28 protein-coding genes are annotated in these 25,877 nt (G+C 66.8%); 18 read left to right on the top strand and 10 right to left on the bottom strand.

The annotated features are described in order from the left end of the window. Positions 1 to 22 precede the first annotated feature (22 nt). The 6 genes from I4U41_RS00140 to I4U41_RS00115 all read left to right on the top strand — a co-directional run bounded on the left by I4U41_RS00140 (position 23) and on the right by I4U41_RS00115 (position 7,683). Complete coding sequence (locus tag I4U41_RS00140; RefSeq protein ID WP_206858299.1) at positions 23 to 1,768, top strand: phospholipase D-like domain-containing protein; 1,746 nt, start codon at positions 23 to 25, stop codon at positions 1,766 to 1,768. Then, positions 1,768 to 2,934, top strand: coding sequence for a tetratricopeptide repeat protein (locus tag I4U41_RS00135; RefSeq protein WP_206858292.1), 1,167 nt, complete (start codon positions 1,768 to 1,770; stop codon positions 2,932 to 2,934). The genes I4U41_RS00140 and I4U41_RS00135 overlap by 1 nt, the downstream gene beginning before the upstream one ends. Next, the gene (locus tag I4U41_RS00130; RefSeq protein ID WP_206858289.1) at positions 2,910 to 4,127 is read left to right on the top strand and encodes a tetratricopeptide repeat protein; all 1,218 of its coding nucleotides are present in this window, start codon (positions 2,910 to 2,912) and stop codon (positions 4,125 to 4,127) included. Before I4U41_RS00135 ends, I4U41_RS00130 begins: the two co-directional genes overlap by 25 nt. A 282-nt stretch (positions 4,128 to 4,409) precedes the next feature. Then, positions 4,410 to 5,246 carry a ubiquinone anaerobic biosynthesis accessory factor UbiT gene (gene ubiT, locus I4U41_RS00125; protein ID WP_206858287.1) on the top strand — a complete coding sequence of 279 codons (837 nt, stop codon included), beginning with the start codon at positions 4,410 to 4,412 and terminating at the stop codon, positions 5,244 to 5,246. After that, positions 5,243 to 6,262: a quinolinate synthase NadA gene (nadA, locus tag I4U41_RS00120; RefSeq protein ID WP_206858285.1), complete on the top strand. Its 1,020-nt coding sequence runs from the start codon at positions 5,243 to 5,245 to the stop codon at positions 6,260 to 6,262. Before ubiT ends, nadA begins: the two co-directional genes overlap by 4 nt. After that, the gene (locus I4U41_RS00115) at positions 6,259 to 7,683 is read left to right on the top strand and encodes an FAD-binding protein (RefSeq protein ID WP_206858283.1); all 1,425 of its coding nucleotides are present in this window, start codon (positions 6,259 to 6,261) and stop codon (positions 7,681 to 7,683) included. The genes nadA and I4U41_RS00115 overlap by 4 nt, the downstream gene beginning before the upstream one ends. A 6-nt stretch (positions 7,684 to 7,689) precedes the next feature. Here the strand turns inward: I4U41_RS00115 and I4U41_RS00110 are convergent, their stop codons facing one another. The 5 genes from I4U41_RS00110 to I4U41_RS00090 form a co-directional block, all read right to left on the bottom strand. Next, entirely contained in the window at positions 7,690 to 8,571 is an 882-nt protein-coding gene (locus I4U41_RS00110; protein ID WP_206858281.1) for a U32 family peptidase, read from the bottom strand. Between the two features lies 1 nt (position 8,572). Continuing rightward, positions 8,573 to 9,571 carry a ubiquinone anaerobic biosynthesis protein UbiU gene (gene ubiU / locus I4U41_RS00105; protein ID WP_206858279.1) on the bottom strand — a complete coding sequence of 333 codons (999 nt, stop codon included), beginning with the start codon at positions 9,569 to 9,571 and terminating at the stop codon, positions 8,573 to 8,575. Positions 9,572 to 9,609: 38 nt separating this feature from the next. Then, positions 9,610 to 11,118 (bottom strand): UbiD family decarboxylase, encoded by a 1,509-nt coding sequence (locus tag I4U41_RS00100; protein ID WP_206858277.1) that lies wholly within the window; start codon positions 11,116 to 11,118, stop codon positions 9,610 to 9,612. Positions 11,119 to 11,139: 21 nt separating this feature from the next. Continuing rightward, positions 11,140 to 11,400, bottom strand: a complete 261-nt coding sequence (locus tag I4U41_RS00095) for a hypothetical protein (protein ID WP_206858274.1) — start codon at positions 11,398 to 11,400, stop codon at positions 11,140 to 11,142. A gap of 107 nt (positions 11,401 to 11,507) precedes the next feature. Next, positions 11,508 to 13,601, bottom strand: coding sequence for a TonB-dependent copper receptor (locus I4U41_RS00090; protein WP_206858272.1), 2,094 nt, complete (start codon positions 13,599 to 13,601; stop codon positions 11,508 to 11,510). 225 nt (positions 13,602 to 13,826) lie between these two features. Here I4U41_RS00090 and nirK point away from each other — a divergent pair, with 225 nt between their 5' ends. The 5 genes from nirK to I4U41_RS00065 all read left to right on the top strand — a co-directional run bounded on the left by nirK (position 13,827) and on the right by I4U41_RS00065 (position 17,140). Continuing rightward, positions 13,827 to 14,900, top strand: coding sequence for a copper-containing nitrite reductase (gene nirK, locus I4U41_RS00085; RefSeq protein ID WP_206858269.1), 1,074 nt, complete (start codon positions 13,827 to 13,829; stop codon positions 14,898 to 14,900). 27 nt (positions 14,901 to 14,927) lie between these two features. Further along, on the top strand, positions 14,928 to 15,701 hold the full coding sequence (locus I4U41_RS00080) for a formylglycine-generating enzyme family protein (protein WP_206858267.1): 774 nt from the start codon (positions 14,928 to 14,930) through the stop codon (positions 15,699 to 15,701). Then, a complete protein-coding gene (locus tag I4U41_RS00075) occupies positions 15,698 to 16,294 on the top strand; it encodes an SCO family protein (protein WP_206858265.1) in 597 nt (198 codons plus the stop codon). The genes I4U41_RS00080 and I4U41_RS00075 overlap by 4 nt, the downstream gene beginning before the upstream one ends. 47 nt (positions 16,295 to 16,341) lie before the next feature. Beyond that, positions 16,342 to 16,800 carry an azurin gene (gene azu, locus I4U41_RS00070; protein WP_206858263.1) on the top strand — a complete coding sequence of 153 codons (459 nt, stop codon included), beginning with the start codon at positions 16,342 to 16,344 and terminating at the stop codon, positions 16,798 to 16,800. Between the two features lie 106 nt (positions 16,801 to 16,906). After that, positions 16,907 to 17,140: a hypothetical protein gene (locus tag I4U41_RS00065; RefSeq protein ID WP_206858261.1), complete on the top strand. Its 234-nt coding sequence runs from the start codon at positions 16,907 to 16,909 to the stop codon at positions 17,138 to 17,140. Between the two features lie 143 nt (positions 17,141 to 17,283). Here I4U41_RS00065 and I4U41_RS00060 read toward each other — a convergent pair whose 3' ends face one another. The 3 genes from I4U41_RS00060 to I4U41_RS00050 form a co-directional block, all read right to left on the bottom strand. Continuing rightward, positions 17,284 to 17,769 (bottom strand): LuxR family transcriptional regulator, encoded by a 486-nt coding sequence (locus I4U41_RS00060; protein WP_206858259.1) that lies wholly within the window; start codon positions 17,767 to 17,769, stop codon positions 17,284 to 17,286. 512 nt (positions 17,770 to 18,281) lie between these two features. Next, positions 18,282 to 18,530: a hypothetical protein gene (locus I4U41_RS00055; protein WP_206858256.1), complete on the bottom strand. Its 249-nt coding sequence runs from the start codon at positions 18,528 to 18,530 to the stop codon at positions 18,282 to 18,284. A gap of 61 nt (positions 18,531 to 18,591) precedes the next feature. Continuing rightward, positions 18,592 to 19,128, bottom strand: a complete 537-nt coding sequence (locus I4U41_RS00050) for a carboxymuconolactone decarboxylase family protein (RefSeq protein WP_206858253.1) — start codon at positions 19,126 to 19,128, stop codon at positions 18,592 to 18,594. An 81-nt stretch (positions 19,129 to 19,209) separates the two neighbouring features. Between I4U41_RS00050 and I4U41_RS00045 the strand changes: the two genes are divergently transcribed. Further along, a complete protein-coding gene (locus I4U41_RS00045; RefSeq protein WP_206858247.1) occupies positions 19,210 to 20,127 on the top strand; it encodes an AraC family transcriptional regulator in 918 nt (305 codons plus the stop codon). 15 nt (positions 20,128 to 20,142) lie between these two features. Here I4U41_RS00045 and I4U41_RS00040 read toward each other — a convergent pair whose 3' ends face one another. After that, positions 20,143 to 20,685: a hypothetical protein gene (locus tag I4U41_RS00040; protein ID WP_206858245.1), complete on the bottom strand. Its 543-nt coding sequence runs from the start codon at positions 20,683 to 20,685 to the stop codon at positions 20,143 to 20,145. 269 nt (positions 20,686 to 20,954) lie between these two features. On the opposite strand from I4U41_RS00040, the gene I4U41_RS00035 reads away from it, so the two are divergent. Together I4U41_RS00035 and I4U41_RS00030 are read left to right on the top strand one after the other, a co-directional pair. Beyond that, on the top strand, positions 20,955 to 21,362 hold the full coding sequence (locus tag I4U41_RS00035; protein ID WP_206858243.1) for a GFA family protein: 408 nt from the start codon (positions 20,955 to 20,957) through the stop codon (positions 21,360 to 21,362). 106 nt (positions 21,363 to 21,468) lie between these two features. Then, entirely contained in the window at positions 21,469 to 22,758 is a 1,290-nt protein-coding gene (locus I4U41_RS00030; protein ID WP_206858241.1) for an amidohydrolase family protein, read from the top strand. 31 nt (positions 22,759 to 22,789) lie between these two features. On the opposite strand, the gene I4U41_RS00025 is transcribed toward I4U41_RS00030, so the two are convergent. After that, a complete protein-coding gene (locus I4U41_RS00025) occupies positions 22,790 to 23,365 on the bottom strand; it encodes a TlpA family protein disulfide reductase (protein WP_206858239.1) in 576 nt (191 codons plus the stop codon). A 207-nt stretch (positions 23,366 to 23,572) separates the two neighbouring features. On the opposite strand from I4U41_RS00025, the gene I4U41_RS00020 reads away from it, so the two are divergent. The 4 genes from I4U41_RS00020 to I4U41_RS00005 all read left to right on the top strand — a co-directional run bounded on the left by I4U41_RS00020 (position 23,573) and on the right by I4U41_RS00005 (position 25,642). Continuing rightward, positions 23,573 to 24,289 (top strand): RNA polymerase sigma factor, encoded by a 717-nt coding sequence (locus I4U41_RS00020; RefSeq protein ID WP_206858236.1) that lies wholly within the window; start codon positions 23,573 to 23,575, stop codon positions 24,287 to 24,289. A 42-nt stretch (positions 24,290 to 24,331) separates the two neighbouring features. Next, positions 24,332 to 24,676, top strand: a complete 345-nt coding sequence (locus I4U41_RS00015) for a hypothetical protein (RefSeq protein ID WP_242524928.1) — start codon at positions 24,332 to 24,334, stop codon at positions 24,674 to 24,676. Continuing rightward, a complete protein-coding gene (locus I4U41_RS00010; protein WP_206858233.1) occupies positions 24,673 to 25,101 on the top strand; it encodes a DUF2231 domain-containing protein in 429 nt (142 codons plus the stop codon). Before I4U41_RS00015 ends, I4U41_RS00010 begins: the two co-directional genes overlap by 4 nt. 112 nt (positions 25,102 to 25,213) lie before the next feature. Beyond that, the gene (locus I4U41_RS00005; RefSeq protein WP_206858231.1) at positions 25,214 to 25,642 is read left to right on the top strand and encodes a hypothetical protein; all 429 of its coding nucleotides are present in this window, start codon (positions 25,214 to 25,216) and stop codon (positions 25,640 to 25,642) included. Positions 25,643 to 25,877: the final 235 nt, after the last annotated feature.

The following is a 25,877-nucleotide window of genomic DNA, read 5'->3' as shown; positions in this document are numbered from 1 at the left end:
GAAGAACCTCCAGAAAGTGGCAGTGTCACTGAAGGACAAGCGTGACGCGAACGCAACTATGGGTTGGTTCGTCAAGACTGCGACCTTTCCACCAAGACAAGGCATCGCAGTCAAGCCTCTCATTAATGGCCAGCGTACCTTCGCGAAGATCCAGGAGACCATTGCGAAGGCGAAGCACAGCGTCGATATCGTCAGTTGGGGGTTCGATCCGAGCATGCGACTCGTCCCACCGGACGGTGTGCGGCTTGGCGATCTGCTGACCACCAAGGCGAGAGAGGGCGTGGAAGTTCGGGTTCTGATCTGGGAACTAATGTACGCCGGCTTCGTGGAGAACAATTTGCCTGGAAATGGCATCAATGGCATGGGAGGAACCGTTCTGGGTTCCGGCATCGGCAGCACGTCGGCAGGCGGAGCCAGTCGCAGCAAGCCGGACAATGGCTACGGTCACGGAATCGGGAACAGCGCGGCTGTTGCACGCGGAGACGATGACGCGCGCTCATATAATCGCAATTGGTTTAAGCGATGGTCCGAATACCCGATGCTGGAATTCCACACGCGTGGCTACACCGGCAAAGAGCATCTTGCGATAGGTTTGGATGCGTTCTCAAGAAATAGGTCTGAGCACGTGGCCCGTAGCGCGGTGCTGGGGGCGACCGTCACCCATCATCAGAAAGCGATCCTTGTGGATTACCAGGACCCTCTCCTCGCGACCGGTTTTGTGATGGGGCATAACCTCATGCGCAACTACTGGGATACGGACCAGCACACCTGGGCCGATCCTCGCCGGAATGGATTTGTCGGATGGCAGGACATATCGAGTCAGGTTTGGGGTCCGGTGCTGTACGACTTGCACGAGAACTTCAAACGGGCGTGGGAGCGGAGTGTGCTTTCTAGACGGCCTTGGGGACATGCGCGCATGGCTCGTCGCAGCGAGGATTTTCGTCTCCCAGCGCAGCGACAAGCTGGGGGTTCCCTAGCCCAGATTTGCCGCACCCAGGTGCAGGAGGAGGATTTTTCGATTCTTTCTGCATACGAGAAGGCGATCGATAACGCGCGAAATTACCTGTACTTCGAAAACCAGTATTTTCGTTACAAACCGCTCGCGACAAAGTTGCGAGATAACCGTCGCAAGCTAAAGAGCGATCGATGGCGGGGGGAGTTCTACGTTTTTGTCGTGACGAATCTGCCTGAGAAAGACAAGGCCGCGGCGACGTACGACATGCTGGCTGAGATGGGGCAGGGGGGGCGAATGCCTGAGTATCACAAGAAGGCGAACGCGAAAACGAGGGACGAGGAACTTCGGAAATCCGACCTTCAGGGCGTGAAGATCCACATCGCGACACTGCTCAATAGCGGAATGGCATACGACGGAGTGCCAATGGTGTCGGGAACGGCTTCGGGCGGGATGTCTCAGGTTTCCCTACCCGTACAGAAAGTGATCTACGAGCCGATCTATGTTCATTCAAAGCTGCTGCTGACAGACGATACGCACTTCATCCTGGGATCGGCCAATGTAAACGACCGCAGCATGCATGGAGACAGCGAGCTGTGTTTGAGTTGCCCATCGCCTTCACTCACGCGGCAGTGGAGGCTCGATCTCTGGAAGATGCATACGCTGGAGCCGGTCGGTGACAACATAAAGGTGGAGTTTGAGCGATGGAAGCGAATCATGGAGGTCAATAGGGAAAGAATGAGGGACAATCGTCCCTTGGTTGCATCGATGATTGACTTTCAATCGAATGTGGAAGTGGGACTGGCGCTCGACTGATGGTTAAAGTTCTGATGGCGCTTGTTGCTGTATTGGTAACCAGTTGCACTGCGCGCGACGGAGTGGACATGCAAGTCAGAAAGATCGAATGGAAATCTCTGCAGTTCACCTGCATTGAGGAACAGAATCCGCCGCTTGAGTCCGATGTGGACGACCTGTTCAAGCGTGCTCGCGAGTTGGAGAAACTCAACAACGAGCGAAATGATGCGGAGATGGTTCGGCTGTATCAGGAAGCTTCGCAGCGCGGTCATTACAAAGCCATCCACAATCTGTCGCTGCTGTACAGCACGGGCACGGGCGTTCCAGCTGATGATGGCAAGGCCGTAGAGCTGGCTGAGCAACTGATGCGTATGAATGTTCCGCAGGGGTTCTACCTGATGGGAACCTATTTGCAGCAGGGTATTGGGGTCCAGACGGACCGGGCTGCGTCGATGGCATACTTCCGCAAGGCCGCGGACATGGGGAATCGGTATGGCATGGCAGCTGTTGGTGATGAGATCCTCACCGCATTCGCGCTAGAGCCGGAGCCTGACAAGTCGCGCGGGCAAGCCATCGGGATACAGATGCTCGAATGTGCACTCGGGCAAGGATTGGCCAATGCAGGTCATAAGCTTGGCATGTTCTTTGTGGAGCCTGATGTGGGCCGTGCGCTTGCCTATTTTCAGAAGGCGGCGGCGCTGGGGCACAGCCAAAGCCTCTACATGCTGTACTCGCTTTTCGATGCGGGTGATTATGGCCTAGATAAAGATCCAGTACGCGCGACGTGCTACGACCGTATGCGCAGCGAACAGGACGAAGAGCCCGGCAAGGCCTTTCCCGACATCGACCAGCGCTGTCCCTTGCCGCCGCCTCCGCCCACCGAACTGCAAAGCGGCCAACCGGCCCCTCGCATCGGTCTCTGGCGCGGACGCGATGACGACAGCTTGTTCTTCCGCGTGAGCGAACGCGGCCAGGTGCTGCCGATGTTCAACGACCAGGCGGTGCATTGGAAGTGGCTCTCAACCGAACTGCCAGGTGCCAGATGCAAGTCCGGCGAGCCATGCCCATGGCCCGGCGCCTGGGCCAGCGAAGACGTTCCCACCGGCGCACGGTTGATGATCCATGGCCAGTTCTTCCCGCAAGTCGACGGCCGTGACGTGACATGGCGCCTCGTGCGGGCGAGTTGATCGTGATGCTGTCATCGCGCAGCTCTTCATGGCGCTTGCTGCTCGCGCTCGGCCTCTCGCTGATGGGCTCCGGTTGCCATGCCGATACGGACAACAGTATCGCGGCAAAGGTCGACTGGAAGGCCCTGCAGTTCACGTGCACCGAAGAGCGGAATCCAGCTATGGATCCGGAGGCGGACGTGTGGTTCAAGCGCGCTCGTGCGCTACATAAGTTGGATGATGAACGCAACGACGCGGAGATGGTCCGGCTGTACCAGCAGGCGGCGGAGCGTGGTCACTACAAGGCGATCAATAACCTGGCGATACTGTACGCCGAGGGCACGGGCGTCCCACAGGATGATGAGAAGGCGCTTGAACTCACGGAGCGTCTGGTGCAGATGAATGTGCCGATGGGCTATTACGGAATGGGCATACATTTGCAGCAAGGCATCGGCGTAAAGCCGGACAAGGCGGCCGCGCTGGCCTATTTCCGCCGTTCGGCAGATCTTGGGTATCGCTATGGAATGTGGGCTACTGGCGATGAAATTCTTACGGCCTTCGCGCTGGAGCCCGAGCCCGACAAGTCACGTGGCGAAGCCATCGGCATTCAGATGCTGGAATGTGCGCTCGGACAAGGGTTGTCAGAAGCGGGGCATACGCTCGGAATGCACTTCGCAGAGGCTGACGTCGGTCGGGCGTTACCGTACTTCCAGAAGGCGGCAGCACTCGGCCATAGTCAAAGCCTTTATATGCTCTATGCGTTGTTCGATGAGGGTGACTACGGCCTCGCTAAGGATCCTGTGCGCGCGGCGTGCTACAACCAGATGCGCAGCGAACAGGACGAAGAGCCCGGCAAGGCCTTCCCCGACATCGACCAACGCTGTCCCTTGCCGCCGCCTCCGGCCACCGAACTGCAAAGCGGTCAACCGGCACCTCGCATCGGCCTTTGGCGCGGACGCGATGACGACAGCTTGTTCTTCCGCGTGAGCGAACGCGGCCAGGTGCTGCCGATGTTCAACGAGCAGGCGGTGCATTGGAAGTGGCTCCCAACCGAACTGCCAGGTGCCAGATGCAAGTCCGGCGAGCCATGCCCATGGCCCGGCGCCTGGGCCAACGAAGACGTGCCCACCGGCGCACGGTTGATGAGCCACGGCCATTTCTTCCCACAGATCGACGACCGTGACGTGACATGGCGCCTCGTGCGGGCGAGTTGACCGCGATGCTGGCATCGCGCAGCTCTTCCTGAGCTGCGCATTGGATTCCGGACGCACTCCGTTAGGCGCTTGGCGTCCTGACGCGCGGCACCAGTTCCTTCGAACTCATCCGGCCTTGTGAGGCAGGATGACCGTGGCAGCGCATGACCCCGGTCGCAGAATGCGCTTCCCTGGCTGAGCGGGCATCGCTCGCCCCGCGCCACCACCCGACTTGACCTGCGTCAATGGCGCGCCCATCCCGCGCGCCTAGCATCTGCGCTCGATTCCACGGGGAGGGGCCACATGATCCGGATCGGCTCGACGCAACACGTCGCGCGATTGGCGCTGCATGGCGCGCGGCTCGGCATCGACCGCGTCGACGACGCGATGATCGTGCTGCTGGCCGCGCGCAGGCGGCTGGTCTCGGCGGTCGCGCCGGCGAAGCGGGCGCTGGAGGTTCCGATGCGCGACCTCCTGCGCGAGGAACAGGTGCACGAACGCGCGCGCCGGCTCGCGGGGCGCCTGCGCGTGCCGGCAGCGTCCGCCGATCACCTGATGGAAGCGCTCGTGACGGACGCCTGCCAGCAGCAGGCGAACGTTGCCGGAACGCGCGCACGGAAGTCGGCCCGCAGACCGACGCGCCGTTCGGCGCTGCGGCTGCTTCCACCGCCGCGTTACTGGCGCCTGCCGCTGTCGCTGGTGCCGCGGAACCTGCGCGACCTGCTCGCCGAACACGTGCTCTCGAACGCGCTGGCCGGGTCGCTCGATGGCGACGATCTCTCCGTCGTCGCCCATCGGCGACTCGGCATCGAGGTGACCGACCTCGACCTGCGCTGGGTGCTCGAACTGCGCGACGGCGGCCTGCATCGCACCAACGAGCCCGCCGAAGCCGTGGTGCACGGCAGCGCCACCGACCTGCTGCTGCTCAGCAGCCGCCAGGAGGACGCGGACACGCTGTTCTTCCAGCGAAGATTGAAGCTGACCGGCGACGTCGAACTCGGCCTCACCGTGCGCAACCTGCTCGATCGCCTGCCGTGGGACACGCTTCCGCTCGGCGTACGCATCGCGCTGCATCGCACCGCCCGGACCTTGCGCGCCGCGCGCGCGGCGCATCGCGCGACGCATGAGGCCATCGCATGAGCGCGGACGACGCGATGCCGTACTGGCATCCCGAACTCGAAACGCGGCATGCCGACCTGATTGAGCGCCTGGCGCCGCTGGTGCCGTGCCTGGAACTCACGCTGCACCTGCCGTGGATCGACGCGATCGAACGCCTCAAGCGCGAGCGTGGCGCGGTGATCATGGCGCACAGCTACCAGTCGCCGGAGATCTTCCACGGCGTCGCCGACGTCACCGGCGATTCGCTCGCGCTGGCGCAGGCCGCGGCCACGTGCGACGCCGAACTGATCGTGCTGTGCGGCGTGCACTTCATGGCCGAGACGGCGAAGATCCTCGCGCCCGGACGCACGGTGCTGATTCCCGACCTGGAAGCCGGCTGCTCGCTGGCCTCGTCGATCACCGCCGACGACGTGCGTGCGCTGCGCGAACGCCATCCCGGCGCGCCGGTGGTCACCTACGTCAACACGTCGGCGGCGGTGAAGGCCGAATCCGACGCCTGCTGCACGTCGGCCAACGCCGTCCAGGTGGTGCGCGCGATGGGCGCGGAGAAGGTGATCTTCCTTCCCGACAACTTCCTCGGCGCGCACGTCGCCGCGCAGGTCGACGTCGAACTGGTGCTGTGGAACGGCCGGTGCGAGGTGCACGAGCAGTTCACCGTGCAGCAGGCGCGGCATGCGCGCGAGCGCTTCGACGCGGCCCTGGTGGCGCACCCGGAATGCCCGCCCGACGTGCAGGCCGAAGCCGACTTCGTCGGCTCCACCACCGCGATGGGACGCTGGCTGGAGAAGGCACGGCCCAGGCGCGTCGCGCTCATCACCGAATGTTCGATGGCCGACAACCTGCGCGCGCGGTTCCCGGACGTCGAGTTCATCAAGCCCTGCAACCTGTGTCCGCACATGAAGCGCATCACGCTGCCGAACATCCACGCCTGCCTGAAGGAGTTGCGGCATGAAGTGACGGTGCCGGCGGACGTGTCCGCACGCGCGCGCCGGGCGCTGGAACGGATGCTCGACGCCGGCCGGCTGGAGCACGTGTGAGACGGCCCGCGACGCCGCCCGTCGTCGTGGTCGGCGCTGGCGTCGCGGGCCTGAGCGTGGCGTTGTCGGCCGCGCCGCGCGAGGTGATCCTGCTCGACCCCGGCGGCATCGGCAGCAGCCGCCTCGCGCAGGGCGGCATCGCGGCGGCGCTGGCCGCCGGCGACAGCGTCCGCGCGCACGTGGCCGACACCTTGCAGGCGGGCGCGTTCCACAACGATGCGGCGATCGCCTGGTCGGTGATCGGCGCGGCGCCCGATGCGGTCGCGTGGCTGCAGGTGATGGGCGTGGGTTTCGATCGCGATGGCCAGGGCCTGCAGCTCGGGCGCGAAGGCGGGCACGGCGTGCATCGCATCGTGCACGCGGGTGGTGACCGCACCGGGGAATGCGTCGTCGCCGCGCTGCAGGCCCGCCTTGCGCGCGCGGCCCACGTGCATCGGCGCACGGGCGCGAGCGTGCAGTCGTTGCTGATGCGGGGCCGCAACGTGGCGGGCGTGGAGGTGCGCGGCGACGACGGGCGCATCGAAGTCATCGAGGCCGGCGCCGTCGTGCTCGCCACCGGCGGACTCGGCGCGCTGTTCGAACGCAGCACCAATGCCGAGACGACCAGCGGTTCGGGGCTCGCGCTCGCGATGGCCGCCGGCGCGCATACGCGCGACCTGGAGTTCGTGCAGTTCCATCCGACCGCACTCGATGCGGACGGCCCGCGACTGCCGCTGATCACCGAAGCGTTGCGCGGCGCCGGTGCGCGGTTGCGCGATCATCGCGGCCGGCGGCTGATGCGCGGCCGTCATCCGCTGGGCGATCTGGCGCCGCGCGACGTGGTGTCGCGCCGCGTCTGGGAAGCCGGGCGCGATGGCCCGGTATGGATCGACGCGACCGGTCTGACCCCTGGCTGGGAGCGTGCGTTCCCGACCGTCGCCGGCACCTGCCGCGCGCACGGCGTGGACCCGCGCACGCAGCCGATTCCGGTCACCGCCGCCGCGCATTTCCACATGGGCGGGATCGCCACCGACGCGCTCGGCCGCACGTCGGTGCCGAATCTCTTCGCCGTGGGCGAGGTGGCCTGCAACGGCCTGCACGGCGCGAACCGGCTCGCGAGCAATTCGCTGCTCGAAGGCGTGGTCTGCGGTCGCTGGCTCGGCGCGCACCTGCGCCTGGCGCCGGCGCGGGTTTCGCACGAGGACGCGTTCCGCACCGTGGCACTGGGCGAGGGCCTGGGCGCGTCCGCGCTCGCCACGGTGCGACGCACGCTGTGGCACGCGGCGGGACCGGTGCGGACGAAGCTCGCCCTCGCCAGTGCGATCCGCGAGATCAGGGCGATGGCAGCGTCGGGATGGCAGGCGCGAGTGGCGCAGGCCGTGCTGGAAGCGGCGCTGCAGCGACCGGCCAGCCTCGGCGCGCACTGGCGCGTGGATGCGTGAAGCGCATCAGGCGTCCGCCGCCATGCCGCTCATGCCGGGCTCGCCGTGCCAGTACCCGTTGCGGTGGCCCAGCGGTGCGACCGCGTCACGCGTTGCAAGCGCCCCGACGAAATGCTCGACCACCGCCTGCATGCCTTCGGCCTGCGGATACAGCCGCAGCAGGTCCACGCCCATCGCGCGCAGCGCGGGCAGTTCCGGACTGAGGTCGGTGAGTTCCTCGCCCTGCACCTGGATGCCGTTGATGCGCAGGAACGGCCGGCCTTCACGCGTGGACAGCGGCAGGCCGTCGGGATGTTCGATGCAGCGGAAACCGCACTGGTCCTTGCCGACGTCCAGTGCCCGCGCGGTGAAGCATCGCGCGGAATACGACAGCGGCAGCCGGCCCCAGGCGATCACCTCCACCTCGGGCCGCGTCGAACCCTGCGCGTCGAGCGCGCGAAGCAACTCGTCGACCAGCGTCTGGCCCTGTTCGACCCCGGGCACCCAGCGACGCAGTCCATCCTGCATGAGCATCGCCAGCGCCACGTGGTTGTAGACGCTCAGGCTGGGGCCCGCGATGAAGGGCACGCCGCGTTCGCGGCACAGCTGCACGGCGGACAGATCGTTCGCCTCGATCCAGAAGCCGCCGTGATCGACCAGGCGTTGCAGCACGCCGAGTTCGGATTCGGCTTCGATCAACGCCAGCGACGACAGCACGACCTGGCGATCGTTCGATGCGAGTTCCTCCGCCAGCGCGATCCAGTCGCGCGTGCGCAGCTCGCGTCGCTTGCTGCACACGGTTTCGCCGAGATGGATCGTGTGCAGCGGCCACTTCGCGGCTTCGCGATAGAAGGCCAGCGTGCGTTCGCGCGGCCAGAAATACTGGAGTGGACCGAGGGTCAGTCGCATGTCAGTGCCAGGCGCGGTGGTAGGGGCCGAGCGTGGTCTGGCGACCTTCGGCGTGGGCGGAGAGGGTGGATTGCCATTGCGGTTGCGGCGTCCATCCGGCGGGTGCGTCGCGATAACGCGACAGCGCGGCCCGCCAGGTGCGCGTGACCGCTTCGACGTACGCGGCGCCGCGCTGGCGGCCTTCGATCTTCAGCGCGGCCACGCCCGCCTGCGCGAGACGCGGCAGCAGTTCCAGCGTGTTGAGGCTGGTCGGTTCCTCCAGCGCGTGGAAGATCTCGCCGCCGACGCCGTACCGGCCCTTGCAGACGGTCGGATACGCCGCCGGTTCGTCGGGTTCGAAACGGTCGATCAGCACGTCGTTCAGCCGCACGCTGCGCTCGCCGCCGGCGTGCTCCTCCCAGCGCACGAACTTCGCGGGCGAACACACGCCGTGCCGGTTCGGCGATGCGCCGGTGACGTAGCTCGACAGCTGGCAGCGTCCTTCGACCATGATGCACAGGCTGCCGAACGCGAACACCTCCAGCGGCACCGGCGCGGTCCGGCACAGGCGTTCCACCTGCTGCACCGATAGCACCCGCGGCAACACCGCGCGCGCGATGCCGAAGCGCTCGTGCGCGTAACGCAGCGCCGGCGCGGTCGTCGCCGAGCCCTGCACGGACAGGTGCCGGGGCAGGGCGGGATGGTGTTTGCAGGCGTAATCGAGCACCGCCATTTCCGCCGCGATGATCGCGTCCACGCCGAGCCCGGCGGCTGTGTCCACGGCGCGATGCCAGTGCGCGAGGCGCGCACTGTCGGGATAGGTGTTCAGCGCGACGTAGACGCTGGCGCCACGCGCGTGGGCGTAGGCGATGCCCTGGCGGATCTCATCGTCGCTGAAGTTCAGTCCGGGAAACGCGCGCGCATTGGTCTGGTCGCGAAAGCCGAGGTACACCGCATCGGCGCCGGCGTCGATGGCCGCGCGCAGCGCCGGCAGGTTGCCGGCGGGGCAGACGAGTTGCATGGGAACTCCAGTCGCGTGGGGAAGGACGGCGTGACGCCTCAACGCGCGTCGTCGCCTCCGTAGTCGCCTTCGCCGCTGCGCGAGCGGCTCAGCTGCTCCCAGATCGCATCGATGCGGCGTTCCACGCGCGGATCGAGCGTGATCGGCCGGCCCCATTCGCGGTCGCTTTCGCCGGCCCATTTGCGCGTGGCATCCAGGCCGAGCTTGGAACCCAGGCCGGAACCTGGACTCGCGAAATCCAGGTAATCGATCGGCGTGTTCTCGATCAGCACGCTGTCGCGCGCCGGGTCCACGCGCGTGGAGATCGCCCAGATCACCGCGCCCCAGTCGCGCACGTCGATGTCCTCGTCGGTCACGATCACGAACTTGGTATAGGTGAACTGGCGCAGGTACGACCACACGCCGAGCATCACGCGCCGCGCGTGGCCCGCGTACTGCTTGCGGATGCTGACCACCGCCACGCGGTACGAACAGGCTTCCGGCGGCAGGTAGAAGTCGACGATCTCCGGGAACACGCGCCGCAGGATCGGCACGAAGATGTCGTTGAGCGCCATCGACAGCACCGAAGGCTCGTCGAACGGCGCGCGGCCCATGTAGCTGCCGTGGTAGATCGCGTTGCGCCGCAGGCGCATGCGTTCCACGGTCAGCACGGGGAACGGCGCCTGCACGTTGTAGTAGCCGGTGTGATCGCCGAACGGGCCTTCCAGCGCGGTGTCGTCGGGATGGATGAAGCCTTCCAGCAGGATTTCCGCACCGGCGGGCGCATCGAGTCCGGTCAGTTCGCTGTGCCACACGCGCGTGCGCGCGCCGCGCAGGAGGCCGGCGAATTCGTATTCGGACAGCGTGTCGGGCACCGGCGCCACGGCGGCGAGCATTGTCGCGGGGTCCGCACCGATCGCCACCAGCACCGGGAACGGCCGCTGTGGATGCGCCGCCTGCCAGCTCGCGTAATCCTGCGCGCCGCCGCGATGGGCGAGCCAACGCATGATCACGCGGTTGCGGCCGATCGGCTGCTGCCGGTAGATCGCGACGTTCTGCCGCTCCTGCCGCGTGCCGCGCGTGATCACCAGACCGAAGGTGATCAGGCGGTCCACGTCCTCGGGCCAGCAGCGCTGGATCGGAAGGCGGCGCAGATCGATGTCCGCCCCTTCGAGCACTTCCTCATCGAACGCCGCATCGGGCTCGCGCTTCGGCGCGACATGCGCCAGCTGCGCGAGTTCCGGCCACGTCGCGAGCGCGCCGCGCAGGCTCGACGGCCAGCGCGGTTCCTTGATCGCCGCGAGCAGCTCGCCGAGTTCGCGCAGCGATGCGATCGGCCGGTCGCCCATCGCCAGTTCGATGCGCGAACGATGGCCGAACAGATTGCCCAGTAAGGAATGCGCCGATCCGGTGGGGTTGTGCATCAGCAGCGCCGGCCCGCGGGCGCGAAGCGCGCGCAGGCTCAGCGCGGTGCTTTCCAGTTCCGGATCGATCGGTGCGTCGATCTCGAGCAGCTGGCCGCGTGCGGACAGCAGATCGAGGAACTGGCGCAGATCGTGGAAACTCATCGTGATGCAGGGGCGTGGCGATCAGCCGCAGCCACAGCCGCCGCAGCATCCGCCCTCGCGATGGGCGTCCTCGTCCTCGCCACGGACGCGCTTGGGCGCCGCGTCCACGCCGAGGCCGCCGAGGATGGCGATGACCTCCAGTTCGTCGAGCACGGTCGAGATGCTCAGCTGTCCGTTTTCGGATTCGAAATCGACGACGGCGTCCGGATCGAATTCGCGCAGTGCGCGGGTGATGCGCGCTTCGCGCTCGTCGAGCGGTTGCGGGTTGTGCACGGCGATCATCGAGGTGTTCTCTGCAGGTCGGGTGCTCAGGCTAGGTCCGCACCCGGGTGCCTGCCCTTGACCGAAGTCAAGGGCGCGGCACTTTGCCCGCGCGACGCACGCGGCGTTCAGAACCTGTAGTTGAGCTTCAGCCACGCGCTGCGACCCGGTTCGTGGATACGCACCGGTTCGCCGGGATAACCGAACGCGCTGTTGCCGGCCAGGTTCAGGTGTTCGGCGTAGGTGCGGTCGAAGAGGTTGTCGATGCCGGCGGCGAGCTGGAGCCGCTTGGTGAAGCGGTAACCGCCGTTGATCGAGAACACCGCGAAGCCGGGCGTCGTGCCGAGATCCTGTCCCACCACGTTGCCGTAGCCCGGATTCACGCGATCCTGCGCGGCGGCCACGCGCAGCAGCGCACCAAGCGACCAGCGCTTGTTGTCGTAGGCGGCGTTGAGGCGCGCTTCCAGCGGCGGCGTCTGCGGCATCGCGCCGATGCCGTCGATGTCGCCCCACGCATAGGCGAGGCTGCCGCCGAGTTTCCATTCGCCGTTCGGACGGAACTCGACGCCGAGTTCGCCGCCGCGCGTGTCGGCATCGGCGTTGGTCGCGCGCGTGATCGAGCCCATCGTGCCTTCGGCGTATTCGAACAGGATGTAGTCCTGGATGCGCCCCGCGTACAGCGACGCCCACGCGTCCCAGCGGCCTTCGCGGTAGTGCATGCCGATGTCGAGCTGGGTGGTGCGTTCGGGTTCGATACCCGCGAACGCGTTGATCGAACCGGCCGGGCCCAGCGTCGGGGAAAACAGTTCCCAGTAGTCCGGCATGCGCTGCACGTGGCCCAGGCCGAGATGCCACATCGTCGCCGAGCCTTGCGGCTGGACTTCCCAGCGGATGAGCCCGGACGGGAGCGTTTCGCGGCGCGTCACGCCGTGCGTCGGATTCGGCTGCGGCATCATGCCGCCGGTACTCGCGCGTTCGTCCTGCACCGATGCGCGATCGACGCGAAGGCCGCCGACGAGCCGCTGTCGCGGGGCGAAGTTCCAGCCCAGTTCCGCGAACACGCCGATGTTGTCGGAACGCGCGTCGGTGGTCCACGGCTGGCTGCGGTACGCATCGCGTCCCATCGCGCTGCGCTTGCGATGCAGGCTGTCGCGCACGTCGAGGCCGGCGTTGAGATCCCACGCGTCCGTATTCCACGCCAGCGCGAGGCGTCCGCCCTGCGTTCGTTGCGCGACGTTGCTCGCCATCGGCATCGGCATGCTGCTGTCGGGGTCGGGATCGCGCAGCGTGTAGTTGTCCATGACGTGGTCGACGTCGTTGTAGTAAAGCCGCGCCTCGATCTTGTCGAACGCGCCCTCCAGATTGCGGCGTTCCGCGCGCAGGCCGTACGTGGTCCGGGCGAACTGCGATCCGTCCATTCCACGGCCGGCGTATCGCGCTTCGCCGTCGCCCCTGCCGGCGCTCACTTCCACCAGCGAATCCGCGTCGGGCGTCCAGCCGAACGCGACGTCGGCATTCCATTTCTTCCAGGCCGACGGCACGGTGCGTCCGTCGCCGTCCTCGTAGTCGTCCGCTTCGGAACGGTTCGCCGTGACGCGCGCGTAGCCATCGGCGTTGCCGAAAGCCGTGTCGATCACCTGGTCGTTGCGGTCGAAGCTGCCGAACGTGAGACTGCCGTTGAACTGCGCACCGGGCGCGTCGAAGAACGGGATGTCGCGTTCGAAACGCACCGTGCCCGCCGAAGCGCCGGGCCCCCACAGCACCGTCTGCGGGCCCTTGATGACTTCGAGACGGTCGTAGGTTTCCGGCGACACGTACGAGAGCGAGTTGTCCATGCGCGCCGGGCACGCGCCCTGCATGTGGCCGCCATCGGTCAGCAGGTTCAGGCGCGAACCGAACATGCCGCGAAGCACCGGATCGCCGTTCGTGCCGCCGCTGCGGATCAGCGAAAAGCCCGGCACCGTCCTGAGGTAATCGGCACCGTCGCTGGCCGGAACCGGTTGGCGCGGCAGTTTGGTGTCGGTGACGAAGGTCATCGCCAGCGTGGGTGTCACGTCGGTCACCACGAGCGTGTCGAGCGTGACCATGCCGTCGCCCGCGTGATGTGGAGCGGTGCCGTCGGCCGCCGCGCACGTGCCGGCGATCAGCAGCGAAAGGGCGACGCAGAGCGGATGCGCGACGGGGATGCGGTCGCGACGGCGGAACGCAGTGGAGCAGGGCATGGAAGTCACCGGTCGTGTCGAGGAATTCGCTGGCGACCTGCGCGCAGGTCGCGTGTCGGAGCGAAGTCTCCGCGTGCCGGATCACCGCAAAAATGATCCTGATCAAATCGTGCCGAATCGGCTGAACAGGCCAACGAAAGGCTTGACCTATATCAAGGCGTGCATGCGGTGGCGTACCTAATGTGCGCCCAACGGCTGGAAAGCCATTCGCAAGGCAAGCAACCCATGATTCGTGCAACACAGGGAAAGGGGAATGTGCTGCTGCATTACGCACTGGCATGCGCGCTCGGCTTCGGCGTGCCGGTGGCGGTCGCCGCGGACCACAACGAAGCCCCGGCGCCGAAAGACACCATCCAGGCCGTGCTCACCGCACCGCCGCTGGTGCCGCCGCCGACCAACCGCAACAAACCGGCGAAGGTCGTCGTCGATCTGGAAGTGATCGAGAAGGACATGCGCCTGGCCGACGGCGTCACCTACAACTTCTGGACGTTCGGTGGAACCGTGCCGGGCAGCTTCATCCGCGTGCGCCAGGGCGACACGGTGGAGTTCACGCTGAAGAACGCGCACGACTCGCACATGCCGCACAACATCGACCTGCATGCCGTGACAGGCACGGGCGGCGGCGCCGAAGCGACGTTCACGCTGCCGGGCCACAAGAGCAAGTTCACCTTCAAGGCGATGAATCCCGGCCTGTACGTCTACCACTGCGCGATGCCGCCGGTAGGCATGCACATCGCCAACGGCATGTACGGCCTGATCCTGGTCGAGCCGCCGGAAGGCCTGCCGAAGGTGGACAAGGAGTTCTACGTCATGCAGGGCGACTTCTACACCGAAGGCAAGCACGGCGATCCGGGACTGCAGCCTTTCAGCCTGGAAAAGGCCATCGACGAGCATCCGACCTACGTGGTGTTCAACGGTTCGGAAGGCGCGCTGACGGGCGACAACGCGTTGACGGCGAAGGCGGGCGAGACGATCCGCATGTACGTCGGCAACGGCGGTCCGAACCTGGTGTCGAGCTTCCACGTGATCGGCGAGATCTTCGACAAGGTCTACACCGAAGGCGGTTCGAAGTACCAGGAGAACGTGCAGACCACGCTGGTGCCCGCCGGTGGTTCGGCGATTGTCGAGTTCAAGGCGGACGTGCCGGGCAATTTCGTGCTGGTCGACCACAGCATCTTCCGCACCTTCCACAAGGGCACGCTCGGCATCCTCAAGGTGGACGGCGAGAAGGACGCGTCGATCTACACCGGCCAGCAGGCCAGCGGGGAATACACGGCGCCGGCGCAGGCCGGTCACTGAAGCACGAAACGAGAGGAGGGCAATCGCATGCTTGCCGCTTCCATCCTCGCAACCGCATTGCTGGCGGCCACGGCGCCGGCAGTGCAAGCGGAGCCCGCCGGGCGGTTCGTCGAGATTCCGGCGGGCGAAATCCGATCCACCGTTCGTTACGAAGGCGACAACGGCACGCGTGATGTCGCCGCCTTCGAACTGTCCGTCCGCGCGGTGACCGTTGCCGAGTTCGAGACGTTCGTGCGCACGCATCCCCAATGGAAGCGCGGGCAGGTGCCTTCGCTGCTCGCCGATGCGGGCTATCTGTCGAACTGGCGCGATGCCGACGACGCCGGCGATGCCGTTCGCGAGGATGCGCCGGTGACGCACGTGAGCTGGTTCGCCGCCGATGCGTACTGCAAGTCGATCGGCGCGCGCCTGCCCGACTGGCCCGAATGGGAGTACGTCGCCGCAGCGGACGCCGCCCGCCACGACGCCCGCGGCGACGCCGCATGGCGCGCACGCACCTTCGACGACGGCACGCCGCGCGCGATGGACGCGCGTCCGGGCGCGCTGCCCAATGCGTACGGCGTGTCCGGCATGCACGGCGCGGCGTGGGAGTGGGTCGGCGATTACGCCACGTTGCTGGGCGACGCCGACAAGCGCGGGTCCGACGACGGCGACCGCCTGCAGTTCTGCGGCGCCACCGGGCTGTCGTTCGCCAATCGCGACGACTACGCCATCCTCAAACGGGTCGCCCTGCTGTCGGCGATGGAGCCGCGCAACACGCTGGGCAACCTGGGTTTCCGTTGCGCGCGGAGTTCGCCATGAAACGACTGCTTCGAGGATTTCACGTCATCGCGCTGCTGTTCGCGGGGGCAATGCCCGCGATCGCCGACGACACGCCGCTTCCCGGCGATTCGGTCTACCAGGTGGACGCGCACGTCGTCGACCAGGACGGTCGCCCGCTCGCGTGGCGGCAGTTGCGCGGCCGGCCGACGATGGTCTCGATGTTCTACGCCAACTGCCACCTGATGTGTCCGCTGATCGTCGCCAGCGGAAAGGCACTGCAGACGCGCCTTGAACCGCGGCAGCGCGACGCGCTCGACTTCGCGGTGATCAGCATCGACCCGGCGCGCGATACGCCCGCCGCGCTGCGGGAAGTGGCGCAGGCGCATCGCCTCGACGACGCGCACTGGCGGCTGCTCCGCCCGGACGACGCCGACGTGCGCACGCTCGCGGCGGCCCTGGGCATCCGCTATCGCGCGCAGCCCGACGGCACGTTCAATCACACCAGCGTCCTGATCCTCCTGGACCGCGACGGACGCATCGTCGCGCGCAGCGAGGTGACGGGCCTGCAACCCGATCCGCGCTTCGTCGAGACGGTGCGCGATCACCTGTCCGTTCCGATGGCCGCGCATTGACTTTCGCTTCGCTTTTCACCCACACGTTTCCATCCAAAGGAGTCGCCATGAAGTTCGTCACCCGTTCCCTCCTGTTCGCCGGCCTGCTCGGCGCTGCCGGATTCGCCCAGGCCGCCGGCAACTGCACCGTCGCGCTCAAGGGCGACGATGCGATGAAGTTCGATCTGAAGGAGGCCACCGTCTCCGCATCGTGCCCGACCATCACCGTCGAACTCACGCACACCGGCAAGCTGCCGGCCGCGGCGATGGGGCACAACGTCGTCGTCACCGCGACGAAGGACCTGGACGCCGTCGCACGCGACGGCATCAAGGCGGGCGTCGCCGGCCACTACGTCAACAAGGCCGACGCGCGCGTGATCGCCGCGACCACGCTGGTCGGCGGCGGGCAGAAGACGAAGGTCTCCTTCCCCGGCAAGAAGCTCACCGCCGGCGGCGACTACAGCTTCTTCTGCAGCTTCCCGGGCCATTCGATGCTGATGAAGGGCAAGCTGGTCGTCACCCGGTAAGGCCACCGGGCCGCCTTAGCGGGCGGCCCTTTCCTTGCGGAGCCGTTGCGCTGCGATCGATCGGCAGCGGCTCGCGCGCAGGCTCCACACCACAAAGGAACACCGCATGGAATTCGCCGTCGCCCTCGATCTGGGTTCCGTCGATCTCGCGCGGATCGACGAAGCCCTCCGCGAAGTGGACCCCGCCGCGCTGGTCGATGCGGACGGCGGTTCGCTCCGCATCGCTGGCGTGTTCGACATACCGACGCTCGTGTCCGTCCTGCGCGATGCGGGGTGCGACGTGTCCGCGTCGGACGTGCAGCGGCTGCCTTCGGTGTGTTGTGGCGGGTGCAGCGGGTAGGGCGTTCTCAAGCGGCTTATCCAGGTGCGCATCGAACCCCGCGTGATGGGAGCTTTCGCGATCGGCGGCCCTTGTCGATCCGTACCGGATCTTGAACGGAATCCGGCGCACCCGCGCTGCGCGGCGGGTGCGCCCCTGGCGCGCTATGGCAGGCGCGTGAAGGTGTTGGTCTGCAGGATCGGCGTTCCGTCGTCGCCGAAGATGGCTTTGGTTTCGGTCATCGTCGCGCGATCCCCGCCGACCGAATAGATGCGCGTCGACGCCGGCTTGCCGTCGTCGGCCAACTGCATCACCAGCACGTTCGACGCGGGCATCTTCACCGCGGATACGTCGGCCCAGTAGTTGCCGCCGATGCGTCCGGGGCTGCCGTCCAGCGACAGCGACGTTTCGGCATGCATCTGCTCGCCGCTGGGATGCACGATGACCACCTGCGTCGTCCATTTCCCGTCGCCGGCATCGCGGAATTCCATGGTCACGCTTCTCGGACGCGCATCCGGCGGCATCGCCAGCTTCGACACGTCGAGCGCCCAACGGCCCACCAGCGGCGAGGTATCCGTCGATCCCGCCGCTGCCGACGTCGCGCAGCAGAACATCGCGGTGGAAAGAAGCCAGTGCATCTTCGTCTTCATGAGGTTCCGCTCCCTGGTCGGCTTGTGCCTGGTCGCGATAGTACGCTTCCGGTGGGAATGACGGGTTTGTAGCTCCGTGAAGACGCAGCCTCGAAGGATGCCGGGGTCGAACAGGACCTCAGCGCTTGCTGGTTCTTGACGGCCAACGGCGTTCGGACCCCATCGCCTTCCATCTGTTCAAGTCGCATCGTGCGGGCGGGGGCCTGCAGATGCGACACCAGCAATGGCATGCGTGCAGGTTCGATTGGATTGCCCGGCGCTCGCCAGTACCGTCGCGGGAGGAACGGCGCCATCCCGCCCGGGGAACGTCGCACGCACATAGGCGGTGGCCTGCGTGCGTCCGCCGCGTTCGAACACCTGGCGGATATGGAAAGGTGCTCTCTTCGGGTTCGCCCGATGATGGCTGACAATTCATTCAAGCCGAGCCCGCTTCGCTGGCCAGCTCGATCAGGCGTTGGCCCATGTCTGCTATTGGCCGACAGCGGAGATCGAGCTGGATCACCCCGTGGGTCTCAAGCCTCGAAGGCTCCGCGTTCCGCATCGTCCACGCCGACAATCCGATCCAACCGCACGACGCCGCCATCGTCCAGGCGCATGTACTCCACCGAATCGGCCGCATGGAGATCGAGAATCCGCGCCTGAACGACGCGCAGGTGTCCCTCTTCATCGAGATAACGGATGGTCGCCGGCTGCCTGCGCACGGCAGTCGCTTCCAGCACGTCGTGGAATTCGCAATTGATGGGAACGTAGGCCTGTGACATCGGAGTCGTCCTCGAATGGCTGGCCGGGCGCATTCCCGGCCAGCGCTGGAGCGATGTGGCATCAACGCAGTTTGACGCCGGGGAAATCGACCGGAACCGCGAACGCCACGTTGACGTAGTTGGTGAACAGGTTCAGCGCGACGTGCGCGAGGATCTCGACGATTTCCTCGTCGTCGAAGCCGGCCGCGCGCAGGTCCGCGACGTCGGCGTCCGCGATTCCGCCGCGACCTTCGACCACGCGCAGCGCGAAGCGGAGCGCGGCGGCGGTCTTCGGATCCTGCGATTCGCCGCCTTGCGCGGCGGTCATCTCCTCGCTGCTGGCGCCGGCCTTGCGGCCCAGCGCAGTGTGCGCGGCGAGGCAGTATCCGCACGCGTTGCGATTGGCGATCGCCACGGCGATCTGCTCGCCGAGCTTCGCCGGGATGACGCCGCCGCCGAGCGCGCCGAACGCGCCCCACATGCTCTTCAATGCGGCGGTGGAGTTGGCGACCGCGCGGAACATGTTGGGCGTGGCGCCGAACGCCGAGTGGATCTGGCCGAGGAGGGCCTGGCGTTCGCCGTGGGTCTCTTGCGGGTTGATGAGGGGAATGCGGGACATGAGATCGGGCTCCTGTTGGACCGTCCGGGATGGCCGGTTGAGGGGCATACTAGGGACCCGCCCGGGACGATTGGTGGTGATATGTCGCTGAAAGATGGCATTCCGTCCAAGGAATCCGCGACCACTGCGGAAACGGCCCGCGCTCCGATCGACCGGCTCACGCCGGTGCTCGAACGCTTCCGCGTCCAGGCCTCGTTGTTCCATTCCGGCCCGTTGTGCGGGCATCAGGTGTTCGACGCGACACCCGGTCGCGGTTTCCTGCACGTGCTGCGCCGGGGCGAGATGGACATGCTGCACGGGCAGGGACCGCGAAAGTCGCGCACGCATCTCTCCGAGCCGACGTTGCTGCTGTTTGCGCGCGCGGTGCATCACGAGTTCATCAACCCGCCGGTCGACGGCTCGGACTTCACCTGCGCGACGCTCGATTTCGACGGCGGCGCGCGCAACCCGATCGTCCAGTCGCTGCCCGATCTCGTCGCGCTGCCGCTGGAACGGATCGCGGGACTGGGCGCCGCGCTGGACCTGCTGTTCGCCGAATCCGATCAGGTGCGATGCGGTTCCAGGCTGCTGGTCAACCGCCTGTTCGAAGTGGTGCTGATCCAGGTGCTGCGATGGATCCTCGACCATCCGGAGGAAGCGCGGGTGTCGCAGGGAATGATGATGGGCCTGTCCGATCCGAGGCTCGCCAAGGTGCTGATCGCGCTGCATGAAGCCCCGGATGCGGACTGGTCGCTCGAACGCATGGCCGCCACCGCGGGCATGTCGCGAAGCGCGTTCGCCGCCGCGTTCAAGGCGGCCACCGGCACGACGCCGGCCGCGTATTCGCTGGACTGGAAACTCAACGTGGCGACCTCGCTGCTGCGCGCCGGGCGATCGGTGAAGCAGGTCGCGCTGGACCTGGGATTCGTCGATGCGCCGTCGTTATCGCGCGCATTCCGCAGGAGGACGGGCTCGTCGCCGCGCGAGTGGCTGACGCTGCATCAGGGAACGACGGGGTAGGCGGGCTGCCGCACGCTATCCGCCGATCACATGCACCTTGGGCTTGCCGTCGGCCTGTTCGAAGCGGAATCGATACACCAGCGTGACGGCCTGCGGAACCGACTTGCCGCCGTCGCAACTGGCCACGGCGCGCTCCTTGTCCGCCACATTGCGGAAAACGCACCGCAGCGCGGGGTCGAACTTCCACGTCCGGGCGGCCTGTTCCGATGCGGCGAGGAACTCGGGCTCGGCACCCGCGGGGCAGAACTCCGTGACCGGCGCCTTGTAGACGACGGTGACGGTGCCCTTCTCGTCGATGCCCACCTTCAGGCACACCGTGCGCGGCGGCAGGTTGCGGCCAAGCAGGTCCTGCGGATAGCTCGGGTGGACGTTCTTCATGTCGTCCAGCGGGAGCAGGAACGACTCGTTGTCGGCCAGCACCAGGCGATCGCCCTGCGTGGCCGTGCCGGTTGCGGGTGTAGGCGCCGACGTCGCGGCGGCGACCGTCTGCGCATCCGACCACCCCGCGTAGCCGCAGGCCAGCGCCGCGATGCTTCCCAACGTCGTCCACCTGGTCATCGGTTCTCTCCTGCTTGATCGCGTGGGGTGAGGTGCGGTTGCGGAGTGCACTGCCCGAAGGCGGGCAGGGTTCGGCCTTGTATTACAGCCGAACGTAATGGCGTTGCCTTGAGCGGCCAAGGAGGCGAGCGCGTGCGTATCGATGGGCCGGATAGGGCTGCAGCGGTGTCGGCCCCGGGTGCGCTTCGCTTACCCGGGCTACCGGAGCGGGCGCGCGCCTGGATAGCAGAGTAGTCTTCGCCCGACAGCGGATACACCGGAGGCGGTCGATGATCACCGGTCGATGCTTGTGCGGCGCGGCGCAGTACCGGTCGCCGGGGCCGGCGCTGTTTTCCTGCGTATGTCACTGCCGCGACTGCCAGCGCGCATCGGGCACCGGCGGCGTGCCGGTGCTCGGCGTGGACAAGACGTCGTTCGCGTCATCGGGGCCGATCAGGCAGTCGATCACGCAGGGCGGCAGCGGCCAGCCCGCGATCCGGAATTTCTGCACGCAATGCGGCAGCCTGCTGTTCGGCACGCCGCAGTCGGCGCCAGGGTTCGTGACGATCTACGCGGGCAGCCTGGACGATCCGACGCTGTTCGAGCCGCGCGAGGCGCTCTTCGTCGGGCAGCGTCCGCCGTGGGCCAGGCTCGCCATGCAACTGGTCGAACATGCGGCGCATCCAGACAGTGGATGACCGCCTCGCGTGCGGTGCGGAGATGCGGATCGATTTCCTGACTTCTGGCGGTTCACCGCTCAGGCCGCGTGTCGCACGATGCGGCTTTCCACATGAGGAGCGCCCAATGGCGAACGTCGTTCAAGGAATTCACGCACTCGCTGGCGCCGTGCTCCTCGCGCTGGCGAGTCCCGCGCTGGCGCAGGATCTGGCGGTGGTCGGGGCACGGGTGTATCCCGCTCCCGATGTCGCACCGATCAACGATGCGACGGTGTGGATCCGCGACGGTCGCATCGCGGCGGTCGGTCCGCGCGGGAGCATCAAGGTGCCCGACGGCGTGCGCGTGATCGACGGCCGCGGCACCAGCGTCACCGCGGGTTTCTGGAACAGCCACGTGCACCTGACCTCGCCGCCGTTCCTCGATCCCGACGAACGACCCGCCCAGGCGCTGAACGACGCATTGCGCGAGCGCTTCACGCGCTGGGGCTTCACGACGCTGTTCGACATCTCCTCGCTTCCGGGCGACGTGCGCGCCCTGCGCGCGCGCATCGAGCGGGACGAAGTCGTCGGGCCGCAGTTGCTGACCGTCGACATGCCGTTCTTCCCGGAGCACGGCACGCCGATCTACGTGCGCGAGTTGTGGCAGCGCACGAAAACGCCCAGCGGCGAGGTTGCCACCGCCGAACAGGCGCGGGCGCGCGCGGCGGCGCAGCTCGAAGCGGGCGCGGACGGCGTGAAGTTGTTCACCGGCGCGATCGTCGGGCCACCGCAAGGCGTGTTGCCGATGTCGCGCGAGATCGCCCGCGCCGCGGTGGACGAAGCGCACGCGCACGGCAAGCCGGCGTTCGCGCATCCAACCGATCAGGCGGGCCTGGAGGTTGCGCTCGACAGCGGCGTCGATGTGCTGGTGCATGCGGCGCCGGATGCGGGCGAGTGGTCGCCGGCGTTCGTGGAGCGCCTCAAGTCCGAAGACGTGGCCTTCGTGCCCACGCTGACGCTGTTCGAATCCGAGCTGCGTCGCGAGAACGCGCCCGAATCGGTGGTGAAGCGTTTCGTCGGCAGCGCGCAGCAGCAGCTCGGGGCGATGGCGCGCGGCGGCGGGCAGATCCTGTTCGGCACCGACGCGGGTTACATCGAGATCTACGACACGCGTGCGGAGTACCGCCTGATGGCCGGCGCCGGCCTGGACTGGCGGCAGATTCTCGCCAGCCTGACCACCGCGCCGGCGCAGCGCTTCGGTCAATCGAAGGTGCGCGGCCGGCTGGAGGAGGGATACGCGGGCGATCTGGTCGTGCTCGGCACCGATCCGCAACGTGCGTCGGACGCGTACGCCGACGTGCGGATGACCGTGCGGGGCGGGGAGGTGATCCATGACGCCAGAGCGCCTGTCGCGCCTCCTGCATCGGCAGACGATTGAGGGCGCCGCGCGCAGCGGCGTCCGTCAGGAGTCAGGGCGCAGGTCCGGTTGCAGCCGGCGGACTCGTCGCAGCTGACGCTGCCGTCGTGGCATCGGGAGCAGGGGCCTTCAACAGCCGGTTGAGATCGGCGGCGATCTCGTCCAGGTCGTCTTCGGTGTAGCCACGACGGACGCTGTCCACGCGTCCATCCTTCCCGATCATCAGCATGTGCGGGATCGACTGGACGCCGTAGGCCTCGCCTATGCGGCCGGTGGCGTCGCTGGTGAGGGTCAGCGTCAGGTCCTTGAGCCTGCGCTTGATGGCGCGGTACGTGTTGCGGTCTTCCTTCCAGTTGACCGCGATGACTTCGATGCGGTCCTTTCCGGCGAGATTCTGGATGTTCTCCAGGACAGGAAGTTCCTTGAGGCAGTAGGGGCACCATGTCGCCCAGAAGGTGACGATCACCACCTTGCCGCGCTGGCTTTCCAGCGAGATCGGCTGGCCCGATTCGTCCCTGCCGAACAGGTCCGGCGGCACGTCGCCGCTGCCGACCTTCGGCGCCGCGGCGTGCGCACCGAACGCCATCGCGCACGCCAGCAGCACGCCGGCCGTCCATCGCTTGATCATGCCCCTGTCCCCCTGGTCGCTCCTGCGACTTTGATTGCGAACTTAGCATGTGGGATGAGGGGCGCGGGCCAGTGCCAGGTTCGTGGCCATGCGCACGCACTGATGCAGGCAGGCTGGTCCTCTTGAGGGATTGCCAGCCTCAGCGGTGCGAACCCGGGAACCTCACGCCCGCTGCCGCATCCGATGAGTAGAAGGAGGGAAAACACCATGGCCAGGCCAGGCAACATGCTTTCCGTCGACTACGCCTCGATGGACGACGCCGCGCTGGTGGGAGCGGTGCGTAATGGCGACCGCGAGGCGTTCCGCCACATCATGCGGCGCAGCAACCAGCGGCTGTTCCGCGTGGCGCGCGGCGTGGTCAACGACGACGCCGAAGCCGAGGACGTGGTCCAGGAGGCGTATGCGCATGCGTTCGAGAAGCTCCCGACCTTCCGGGGCGACGCCGCGCTGCTGACCTGGCTGACGCGCATCGTGCTCAACGAAGCCTATGGGCGACTGCGCGGGCTTCGCCTTGTCGTGGGTGTTGAACAAATCGAGGCATCGCAGATGGACAGCGCAAGCATCCTTCCGTTTCCCGCGAAGTTCGGCGACGAGGACCCCGCCGCCGCGACGGCGCGCGACCAGGCGCGCAGGTTGATCGAACAGGCCATCGATCATCTGCCCGAGCCGTTCCGGATCGTGTTCGTCATGCGCGAAATCGAGAACTGCACGGTCGAGGAAACCGCGGCCAGCCTCGACCTGCGTCCCGAAACGGTGAAAACGCGCCTGCACCGCGCGCGTCGCCTGTTGCGTGCGGCGCTGCACGACACCTTGTCGGAGACATTGCACGACGCGTTCCCGTTCCTCGGGGCGCGCTGCGATCGCATGACCGACGCGGTGATGCAACGGCTTCGCATGCAGGACACCGATTCGCGTGGCGACTGACATCACCGCGCCGTTGCTTTCAGAACCCGACGGAGGACCGACATGTTGATCTATGCACTGTGCATTTTCGCCATCGCCGCGCTGGGCGGGCTGGTGCTGGCCGCCAGCGTGCTGAGGGGTCGACTGGCGCCCTGGGCCATCTCGCTGCTGCACGCCTTGCTGGGGGCCAGCGGCCTGGTGCTGCTGGTCGTCGTGGTGCTGCAGGGTTCGGCGGCCGGACGCGTCACCGCGGCGTTGGGTCTGCTGGTCCTGGCGGCGCTGGGCGGCTTCTATCTCGCGTCGATCCATCTGCGCAAGAAGGTCGCGCCGAAGGGCGTGGTTTTCCTGCACGCGGGCGTCGCCATGGTCGGGTTCCTCACGCTGCTCAGCGCGGTGCTGGGAATATGAGGCATCCGCTGCACCCCGCGCTCGTCCACTTCCCGATTGCGACGTGGTCGCTGGGCACCGCGGGCGACCTCGCGAGCCTGCTGTGGGGAGAGCCCGCGTGGCGGTTCGCGGGCGTGTCGATCGTGGTCGGCGTCGTCACCGCCCTCGCGGCCATGGCGACCGGCTTCGTCGAACTGCTGAAACTGGACGCCGACAGCGCGGCGAACCGGGACGCCACGCGCCACATGCTGCTCATGATGACCACCTGGTGCTGCTACGCCGCGAGCCTGTTCTTCCGCCTGGACGGAACCACGCTGGCCCGGCCCGACGCGCTCGGCATCGGACTGAGCACGCTGGGCTTCGTCGTCATGGGTCTAGCGGGGTGGATGGGCGGGAAGCTCGTGTACGAGCATGGGGTTGGTGTGCGGAAGCGTCGGGTTTCGTGATTGCGGGCGGTGGGGGGTCATGGAGCATGGCGCGGTGTTGATGTCCGCTTTCGGCCCTAACCGGACATTATTCGAGGTCTTTCGGCAATGCATTCGTCGATCTGGAGTTCACATGAAACACCTCGTTGTCTTTGCTGCTGCGATGGCCTTCTCCGCGTCGGCAGCGGCGCGATCCATTGAAGTGTGTCCCGAGTTGCCTGGCTACTCCAATTTGGCTTGGTCCTACCAAGAAGGACCGGACTTCGATGTTTACTACGCCCGTGAACCTGGTTCGGAAGCCACCGCCTTCGGCGTCTATCTCGGCAACCATCCCAGCTTTCATTCGGACGGAGCTGTCCGTAGCGGCAAGGGCCGGGTCGCGGGTAGGCGCGTCGCGTGGTATCACCTGGACGCGACAGAGGGCGAGCAGCCGTGGGGCCGGCAGACCTTATCGATGCTGGATAGAAAGAACGGGTATGTCGCGCATATTTGGGTGATGGCCGACACCGAACAGCAACTGCAAGATAGGCTTTCGGTATTGGAACGAATGGTGATCCGATGACGGCTGCTGGCCGGAAGCGGACATTGCTGCCCCAGGCCGCGCTGCGATGCCGGCTGCGGGCTGAGAGCCTGATCTGAAGGGGCATCCGGTGGGCAAGGGCGAGTCGGGGTTAAGCTTGGATCCCCGTGGACATGCGCTGCCCCGAGTCGACTTCATACGTCCGCTTTCGACCCATAGCGGACATCGGGAAGCGCGATTGCTTCGCGACGGCCACGGGCGAAACGGCGCTGATGCC

The sequence above is a fragment of the Lysobacter changpingensis genome (genome assembly GCF_017308985.1).
Lineage (GTDB): Bacteria > Pseudomonadota > Gammaproteobacteria > Xanthomonadales > Xanthomonadaceae > Lysobacter_J > Lysobacter_J changpingensis.
The sequence above is the reverse complement of the archived record's forward strand: the minus strand, read 5'-3'. Positions and strand labels throughout refer to the sequence as shown.